The organism is Micromonospora sp. NPDC004336 (genome assembly GCF_053602615.1).
Genome location: NZ_JBSGDY010000193.1, coordinates 1,684 through 9,957 on the forward strand (window position 1 = coordinate 1,684; position 8,274 = coordinate 9,957).

The window sequence follows — 8,274 nt, forward strand, 5'->3', positions numbered from 1 at the left end:
CGGTACTAATAGGCCGAGGACTTGACTACTAAGCTGCTACGCGTCCACTGTGCAACTCTGAACGAGCGAACACCCACGTGTGTGGTGTTGTTTGACATGTTCATAGAGTTACGGCGGTCATGGCGGAGGGGAAACGCCCGGTTACATTCCGAACCCGGAAGCTAAGCCCTCCAGCGCCGATGGTACTGCACTCGGGAGGGTGTGGGAGAGTAGGACACCGCCGGACAATCTTTCGTTCAGGGCCACCCCTCAGGGGGGGGCCCTGAACGCATTTCTGGCGTGCCCAATCCGCCGCCCGGGTGGCGACGAGCGTCCACAGCCGGCAGCCCGCGCGGGGTTGGGTGGACGAGCCGGTGGCGTGCGGGCGCCGCAACAGCAGCCGCGGCCCCCGCCCTCCCACAACCACCAGCTCACTCGCGGGTCTGCATCTCCTCGCGCATCGAGCGGAACAGCGTGCCGGCGTCGTCGATGGCGCGCCCGGGGAACATGGCCATCACGACGCTCCCGTGGTCGGCCCACCCGCAGACGGCGAAGTCGCCGCCGTCGCCGCTGGTCGTGCCGCACTTCATCACGCCGCCCAGCCGCCCGGCCGGCACGTCCCGCAGCCCCGTCACCCTGCCGGTCTCGTCGGTCAGCAGCCTGAAGAGGCTGTCCAGGTCGCGCTCCGGCTGCCAGAGCAGGGTCGTGCCGCCGAAGACGAGCACGGAGCGCTTGTCGTCGGCCGGGTCCCGGTAGACCGTGCCGAAGCTGCTGTCCAGGTCGATGTCGGCGGCGAAGCCGCTGCGCAGGTAGTCCGACGTGCTGCGGGCCCGTTCGCTGTCGTCCCGCACCAGGCCCGCCACGCGGTCCGGGGTGGCCAGGTCGGCGTCCTTCTGCTGGGCCACGCGCCAACCGGCCACGCCGATCGCGGCGGCTCCCGCCAGCCCGACCAACGCCGCGGCGGCCCAGGCGATCCGCCGGCGCCGCGACCGTGCCGCCCGCCGCTCGGGGGCGTGCTCCGGGTCCCGGTTGCTCAGCTGGATGGGCTCGTCGGTCAGGTCGATCGGCTCGGAGCCGTCGTTGACCGGCCGCTCGGTGAGATGTGCGTCGGACATAGCCGACACCGTACGCGAACAGCAGGTGGCGCACGTCGGGTCCGGAGAAGCCCTCCGTAGACTTTCGGGGTGACCGAGAGACTGGATGCCCGACGCCCCGACGCCCCGACCCTTGCCGGCCAGTACCAGCCCGGCGAGGTAGAGCAGCGACGGTACGAGCAGTGGGTAGCCGCCGGCCACTTCCGGGCGTCGGCGGACAGCGACAAGCCCCCCTTCACCATCGTCATCCCGCCGCCGAACGTCACCGGCTCCCTGCACATGGGCCACGCGTTCGAGCACACCCTGATGGACGCGCTGACCCGCCGCAAGCGGATGCAGGGCCACGAGGCGCTGTGGCTGCCCGGCATGGACCACGCCGGCATCGCCACCCAGAACCTGGTCGAGCGGCAGCTCGCCGGCGAGGGCCTGTCCCGGCACGACCTGGGTCGGGAGAAGTTCGTCGAGCGGGTGTGGCGGTGGAAGGCCGAGTCCGGCGGCGCGATCCTCGGCCAGATGCGTCGCCTCGGCGACTCCGTCGACTGGGACCGCGAGCGCTTCACCATGGACGAGGGCCTGTCGCGGGCCGTGCAGACCATGTTCAAGAAGCTCTTCGACGACGGGCTGATCTACCGGGCCAACCGGATCATCAACTGGTGCCCGCGCTGCCTGACGGCGCTGTCGGACATCGAGGTGGAGCACACCGACGACGACGGCGAGCTGGTCTCGATCCGCTACAGCGACGACGTCGTGGTCGCCACCACCCGGGCCGAGACGATGCTGGGCGACACCGCGGTCGCCGTCCACCCGGACGACGAGCGCTACCGGCACCTCATCGGCACCGAGGTGGCCGTGCCGCTGACCGACCGGCGGATCCCGATCGTGGCCGACGAGCACGTCGACCCGAGCTTCGGCACCGGCATGGTCAAGGTGACTCCCGCGCACGACCCGAACGACTTCGAGATCGGCCAGCGGCACGACCTGCCGTCGCTGACGATCATGGACGAGCGGGGCGTCATCACCGCGCCCGGCCCGTTCCAGGGCCTGGACCGGTATGAGGCCCGGCCGGCGATCGTCGCCGCGCTGCGCGAGCAGGGCCGGATCGTCGCCGAGAAGCGGCCGTACGTGCACGCGGTGGGGCACTGCTCCCGGTGCAAGACGACCGTCGAGCCGCGGCTGTCGCTCCAGTGGTTCGTCAACACCGCCCCGCTGGCCAAGGCGGCCGGCGACGCGGTGCGCGACGGCCGGGTGAAGATCGAGCCGGCCGAACTGGCCAAGCGGTACTTCGCCTGGGTCGACAACATGCACGACTGGTGCATCTCCCGGCAGCTCTGGTGGGGCCACCGCATCCCCGTCTGGTACGGCCCGGAGGGCGAGATCGTCTGCGTCGGCCCGGACGAGGAGCCGCCGACCGGCGAGGGCTGGCGCCAGGACGAGGACGTGCTGGACACCTGGTTCTCCAGCGGCCTGTGGCCGTTCTCCACCCTCGGCTGGCCGGAGCAGACCCCGGACCTGGCGAAGTTCTATCCGACGAGCGTCCTGGTGACCGGCTACGACATCCTCTTCTTCTGGGTCGCCCGGATGATGATGTTCGGCCTGTACGCGGTGGACGGCCGGCAGCCGTTCGACACGGTGGCCCTGCACGGCATGGTCCGCGACCAGTTCGGCAAGAAGATGTCGAAGTCGTTCGGCAACGTCGTCGACCCGCTGGACTGGATCGACCGCTACGGCGCCGACGCCACCCGGTTCACCCTCGCCCGGGGCGCCAACCCGGGCGGGGACGTGCCGGTGAGCGAGGAGTGGTGCCAGGGCTCCCGCAACTTCTGCAACAAGCTGTGGAACGCCACCCGGTTCGCGCTGCTCAACGGCGCGCACACCGAGGGGCCGCTGCCGGCGGCCGACACGCTCTCGACGGTCGACCGGTGGATCCTGTCCCGGCTGGCGCACGTCACCGCCGAGGTCGACGAGCAGTTCGAGGCGTACGAGTTCGCCAAGGTCTGCGACCTGCTCTACCACTTCGCCTGGGACGACGTCTGCGACTGGTACGTGGAGCTGACCAAGCCGGTGCTCGCCGAGGGCGGCCCGGCCGCCGAGGCGACCCGCCGGGTGCTCGGGCACGTGCTGGACCAGCTGCTGCGGCTGCTGCACCCGGTCGTCCCGTTCGTCACCGAGGAGCTGTGGACCGCGCTCACCGGCGGCGAGACGGTGATGACGGCCGCCTGGCCGGTGGCCGACCGTACGGGAGTCGACGACGCCGCGGAGGTCGAGGTCGGCACCCTCCAGCGGGTGGTGACCGAGATCCGGCGGTTCCGCTCCGACCAGGGGCTGCGCCCGACGCAGCGGGTGGCCGCGCGGCTCGACGGGCTGGCCGCCGCCGGTGTCGCCGCGCACGAGCCGCTGATCCGGTCGCTGGTGCGCCTCGACGCGGCCGGCGACGACTTCCAGGCCAGCGCGACGCTCGCCATGCCCGGCGAGGTGAGCGTCGCCCTGGACACCCGGGGGACGATCGACGTGGCCGCCGAGCGGGCCCGGCTGACCAAGGACCGCGCCGCCGCCGAGAAGGAGGCCGCGCAGGCCCGGGCGAAGCTGGACAACCCGGCGTTCGTCGGCAAGGCGCCGGAACCGGTGGTCGCCAAGATCCGTGACCGGCTCGCCGTGGCCGAGGCCGACCTCGTCCGCATCGACGCCGCTCTGGAGGCGCTGCCCTCGTGACCGACCGTACCGATTTCGCCGCCGTCGAGGCCGAGCTGGCCGGCCGCGGGTTCACCCGTATGGCGTTCGAGCTGGACAAGATCGAGTCGCTGCTGGACCTGCTCGGCAGCCCGCAGCGGGCGTACCCGTCGATCCACCTGACCGGCACCAACGGCAAGACCTCGACGGCCCGGATGATCGACTCGCTGCTGCGGGCCTTCGGGCTGCACACCGGCCGCTACACCAGCCCGCACCTGGAGACCGTCCGGGAGCGGATCAGCCTGGACGGCGAGCCGGTCGACGAGGGGCGGTTCACCGCCACGTACCGGGAGATCGAGCCGCTCGCCCGGCTGGTCGACGAGCGCTCGGCGGAGCCGCTGACGTACTTCGACATGACCACGGCGATGGCGTTCGCCGCGTTCGCGGACGCCCCCGTGGACGTGGCGGTGGTCGAGGTGGGGCTGGGCGGCGCCGAGGACGCGACGAACGTGCTCCAGGCCGGCGTCGCGGTGATCACGCCGATCGGGCTGGACCACACGGAGTGGCTCGGCGACACCATCCAGGACATCGCGCTGGCCAAGGCGGGCATCATCCACGCCGGCGCGACGGTCATCTCCGCGGCGCAGGAGGAGGAGGCGGCCCGCCCGATCCTGGAGCGCTGCGCCGAGGTCGGCGCGACCGTCGCCCGGGAGGGCTCGGAGTTCGGCGTCCTGCGCAAGGCGGTCGCCGTCGGCGGGCAGGTGCTCACCCTCCAGGGCCTCGGCGGCGTCTACGAGGAGATCTTCGTCCCGCTGCACGGCGCCCACCAGGCGCAGAACGCGGCCGTGGCGCTGGCGGCGGTGGAGGCGTTCCTCGGCGTCGGGGCCAAGCGGCAGCTCGACATCGAGGCCGTCCGGGAGGGCTTCGCCGCCACCAGCTCGCCCGGCCGGCTGGAGCGCGTACGCAGCGCGCCGACGATCCTGCTCGACGGCGCGCACAACCCGCACGGGATGGCCGCCACGGTCACCGCGCTGCAGGAGGAGTTCGCCTTCAGCAAGCTGGTGGCCGTCGTCGGCGTCCTCGGCGACAAGGACGCGGCCAGCCTGCTGGAGCTGCTGGAGCCGGTGGTCGACCGGGTCGTGGTGACCCGGAACAGCTCGCCCCGGGCGATGCCGACGCGGGAGCTGGCGGCGCTGGCCGCCGAGGTCTTCGGCCCCGAGCGGGTCGAGGTCGCCGAGGAGATGCCGGACGCGATCGAGACGGCGGTGGCGATGGCCGAGGAGGACGTGCCGGGAGAGCTGAGCGGCGTCGGGGTGCTGATCACCGGATCGGTGGTGACCGTGGCCGACGCCCGCCGGCTGCTGAAGCGATGAGCCGGCCGGAGCGGGGCGCGGCGGGCGAGGGCCGCCCGGCGGAGCCGACCGCCGGCGCGGACCCCGCCGGGCAGCCGGCGGGCCGGCGGCGTCGGTCGGGACTGCGCAACCCGGAGCGGGCGGTGCGTGGGCTCGGTGCCGGCACGCTGATCCTGGAGGCGCTGGTGCTGGTGCTGGCCATCCAGCCGATCCGGATGGTCGGGGGCGACCTGGGCGGGGCGGCCATCGCGACGGTCGTGGGGCTGGCCGTGGCGGCGGTGCTGCTGGCCGGCATGATGCGCCGGCCATGGGTGTGGCACGCCGGCATCGTCCTGCAGGGGCTGCTGATGCTGGCCGGCCTGCTGCACTGGTCCCTGCTCGCGCTGGGCGTCGTCTTCGCCCTGGTCTGGGCCTACGCCCTGCACGTCCGCCGGGTCATCCTGGGCTGACGAGCGGGCGGGCCGACGAGCGGGCGGGTCGGCAGGCGCCGCGCCCGGGTCGACGGGCTCAGGCGTCGGCGCGTTCGCGCCACTGGGTCAGGGCGATGCCGTGCCCGTCCGGGTCGCGGAACGCGGCGGCCCACACCTCCAGCTTCGTGCCCCGGTTGACCACCCGGGGGGCGTACGTGAACCGGACGCCGGAGCCGCGCAGCCGCTCGTACGCGGAGTCGATGTCGTCCACCTCGAGGTTGACGTGCACGAGCCGGCGGCTGATCGGCGCGGCCTCGGTGACCTCCCGCAGCACCAGCCGGGTGGCGCCGGAGGCGAGGACGGCGTTGCCGGAGCCCCGGTCGACCTCGGTGAAGCCCAGGTCCCGGTAGAACGCCAGCGAGCGGGGCAGGTCGGTGACCAGCAGCGTCAGCCCCACGCCCGCGATCGGCGCACCGGTGTCGTCGGCGTCGGCCGCGGTGTCGCCGGCCTCCTCGTCGGCGCGGGCCGCCACCGGGCCGAAGATCGCCTCGTCCAGCTCCGCCTGGCTGATCCGCTCGTCGCGGGCCCGCTCGCGGGTCTGGATGGGGTCGTCCAGGGGCAGGTCGAGCGGGTCGAGCGGGTCGAGCGGGTCCGGCACGGGTGGGTCGGCGCGCCGGTCGGCGGGGGCGGGCGGATCGAACCGCTCCTCCGCCGGCGGGCGGGGCGTCGGGGTGGCGCGGCGGGGCAGGGTGCCCGTCGTGGGCTGCTCGACGAGCGTGCCCTCCAGCACGACCGGGCCGCCGGGTCGCTGGTGCACCACGACGGGCTCGCGCTCCTCGGGGCGCCCGACGGGCTCCCCACCGAGCGGGTCGCCGAGCGGATCGCCGAGCGGGTCGGCGACCGGGTCGCCGAGCGGCTCACGGAAGTCGTCACGGAAGTCGTCGTCCGGGGCGCGGTCGGCCCACGGCGGGGCCTCCTGCTGGATCAGCACGTCGTCCAGCGGATCCGGGCCCGCGTACTCGGGCGGGAGGTCGGCGGCGACGGTGGCGGCGGTCTCGGCGTGGGTGGGCACGTCGTCCCAGAGCACCCGGACGTGCCGCTGGTCGTCCAGGGCCACCCGGATCGGCAGCGTCTGCCCCAGCGACGGCCACTTCGCCACCGGCACCCGCGGCTCGATGATCTTCTTGGACCGGGGCGGGAGCCCCGGCGCGTCGATCACCAGTTGCAGCTCGCAGCGGCCGAAGGCGTACTGGGTGGGCGGCTCGGAGGCGCTGTGCACGTGGCCGACGCCGACCACCCAGGTGCGCCCGCCGCCGCGCACGGTGGCCAGCGCGACGGCCAGCACCAGCAGGGCGACCCCGAGCGCCACGATGGCCCAGCTCGTCATGCCGAGCCCGAAGAGGACCACGAAGGTGGCCACGGTGCCGAGCACCGCGGCGATCAGCTTGCGTACCGGCGCGATGGGCCGGTTCCCGCCATTCGCCACTGTGGACCTCCCGGGGGTCAAGGGCCAGGCTAGGCCGGATCGGCCGCCGGGGGAAAGACCGGCCGCCGCGCCGGCGCCGGGACCGGGTCGCTACGCTGACGGTACCCAGCCCGACCGCCTTCCGCGCACAGGAGGAACCCAGCGTGTCCAGCAGCAGCCCCGACGAGCGCACCCTCGTACTGATCAAGCCCGACGCGGTCCGCCGTGGGCTGGTCGGCGAGGTGATCTCCCGCTTCGAGCGCAAGGGGCTGCGGATCGACGCGATGGTGTCCCGGACGATGGACGCCGCGCTGGCCGACGAGCACTACGCCGAGCACGTGGACAAGCCGTTCTACCCGCCGCTGAAGGACTTCATGACCGGCGGCCCGCTGGTCGCGCTGGTGCTCTCGGGCGACCAGGTCATCGACGTGGTGCGCGGGCTGGTCGGGTCGACCGACGGGCGCAGGGCGGCGGCCGGCACCATCCGCGGCGACCTCTCGCTGTCCAACCGGGAGAACCTGGTGCACGCCTCCGACTCGCCGGACAGCGCGAAGCGCGAGATCGCGCTCTGGTTCCCCGAGCTGGGCTGACCGCCCCGGCGGTCCCCGCGGCCGGGCCGCCCGCTCAGGCGGCCCACCGCAGCTTGTCCGGGTTGCCGACCAGGTACAACCCGGTGATCCGCCCGCCGGCCGCGCCGACGGTCAGCGCGTACGTGGCGCCGTCGGGGCGGGTCACCAGGGCGGCCGGCTGACCGTTGAGCTCCACCCGGCGCGCGGTGAACTCCCGGCCGGGGCCGTAGAGGCCGGCGAAGAAGCGGGCCACCCGGTCCGCGCCCGAGACCGAGTTGCGGGCCGCCTTCACCCGGCCGCCGCCGTCGGTCCAGCTGGTCGCGTCGGCCGCCACCAGCCCGGTCAGCGCCGCCAGGTCGCCGTCGCGGGCGGCGGCGAGGAAGGCGTCCAGCAGCCGTTCCTGCTCGGCCCGGCCGGCGGTGAACCGGCGCCGGTCCTGGCCGATCCGGGCCACCGCCCGGTGGTGCAGCTGCCGGCAGTCCGCCACCGACCGGTTCAGGAGCCCGGCGATCTCGGCGTACGGCAGGTCGAAGGCGGTGTGCAGCACGTAGACCGCGCGCTCCGGCGGGGTGAGCCGCTCCAGCAGGTGCAGCAGGGCGGTGGAGAGGGAGTCGCGCAGCTCCACGGAGTCCAGCGGCCCGAACGGCGACGGCGCGGTCGGCACGGGTTCGGGCAGCCACGGCCCGACGTACGTCTCCCGGGCGGCCTGCCGGGCGCGCAGCCGGTCGAGCGCCAGCC

General features: G+C 73.7%; 7 protein-coding genes and 1 rRNA gene. 5 read left to right on the forward strand and 3 right to left on the reverse strand.

Annotated features, from left to right (window positions below):
* The first annotated feature begins 109 nt into the window (after positions 1 to 109).
* A 5S ribosomal RNA gene (gene rrf / locus ACWENR_RS26830) occupies positions 110 to 226 on the forward strand.
* 184 nt (positions 227 to 410) lie between these two features.
* On the opposite strand, the gene ACWENR_RS26835 is transcribed toward rrf, so the two are convergent.
* Positions 411 to 1,094: a hypothetical protein gene (locus tag ACWENR_RS26835; protein ID WP_452279731.1), complete on the reverse strand. Its 684-nt coding sequence runs from the start codon at positions 1,092 to 1,094 to the stop codon at positions 411 to 413.
* Positions 1,095 to 1,163: 69 nt separating this feature from the next.
* Here ACWENR_RS26835 and ACWENR_RS26840 point away from each other — a divergent pair, with 69 nt between their 5' ends.
* Genes ACWENR_RS26840 through ACWENR_RS26850 form a run of 3 tightly spaced genes read left to right on the forward strand, consistent with a single transcriptional unit; the run spans position 1,164 to position 5,541 of the window.
* Complete coding sequence (locus ACWENR_RS26840; RefSeq protein WP_452279732.1) at positions 1,164 to 3,782, forward strand: valine--tRNA ligase; 2,619 nt, start codon at positions 1,164 to 1,166, stop codon at positions 3,780 to 3,782.
* Positions 3,779 to 5,113 carry a bifunctional folylpolyglutamate synthase/dihydrofolate synthase gene (locus ACWENR_RS26845; RefSeq protein ID WP_452279733.1) on the forward strand — a complete coding sequence of 445 codons (1,335 nt, stop codon included), beginning with the start codon at positions 3,779 to 3,781 and terminating at the stop codon, positions 5,111 to 5,113. The genes ACWENR_RS26840 and ACWENR_RS26845 overlap by 4 nt, the downstream gene beginning before the upstream one ends.
* Complete coding sequence (locus ACWENR_RS26850) at positions 5,110 to 5,541, forward strand: DUF4233 domain-containing protein (RefSeq protein WP_452279734.1); 432 nt, start codon at positions 5,110 to 5,112, stop codon at positions 5,539 to 5,541. Before ACWENR_RS26845 ends, ACWENR_RS26850 begins: the two co-directional genes overlap by 4 nt.
* Positions 5,542 to 5,599: 58 nt before the next feature.
* Here ACWENR_RS26850 and ACWENR_RS26855 read toward each other — a convergent pair whose 3' ends face one another.
* Entirely contained in the window at positions 5,600 to 6,988 is a 1,389-nt protein-coding gene (locus ACWENR_RS26855; RefSeq protein ID WP_452279735.1) for a VOC family protein, read from the reverse strand.
* 143 nt (positions 6,989 to 7,131) lie between these two features.
* On the opposite strand from ACWENR_RS26855, the gene ndk reads away from it, so the two are divergent.
* Positions 7,132 to 7,557: a nucleoside-diphosphate kinase gene (gene ndk / locus ACWENR_RS26860; RefSeq protein ID WP_452279736.1), complete on the forward strand. Its 426-nt coding sequence runs from the start codon at positions 7,132 to 7,134 to the stop codon at positions 7,555 to 7,557.
* Positions 7,558 to 7,591: 34 nt separating this feature from the next.
* On the opposite strand, the gene ACWENR_RS26865 is transcribed toward ndk, so the two are convergent.
* The coding region (locus ACWENR_RS26865; protein WP_452279737.1) for a sigma factor-like helix-turn-helix DNA-binding protein at positions 7,592 to 8,274 on the reverse strand (683 nt) is incomplete at its 5' end.

Excerpts from the sequence above, each read along its gene's own strand:
- ACWENR_RS26835 (WP_452279731.1), bottom strand. The coding sequence starts at position 1,094 with ATGTCCGACGCACATCTCACCGAGCGGCCGGTCAACGACGGCTCCGAG.
- ACWENR_RS26850 (WP_452279734.1), top strand. The coding sequence starts at position 5,110 with ATGAGCCGGCCGGAGCGGGGCGCGGCGGGCGAGGGCCGCCCGGCGGAG.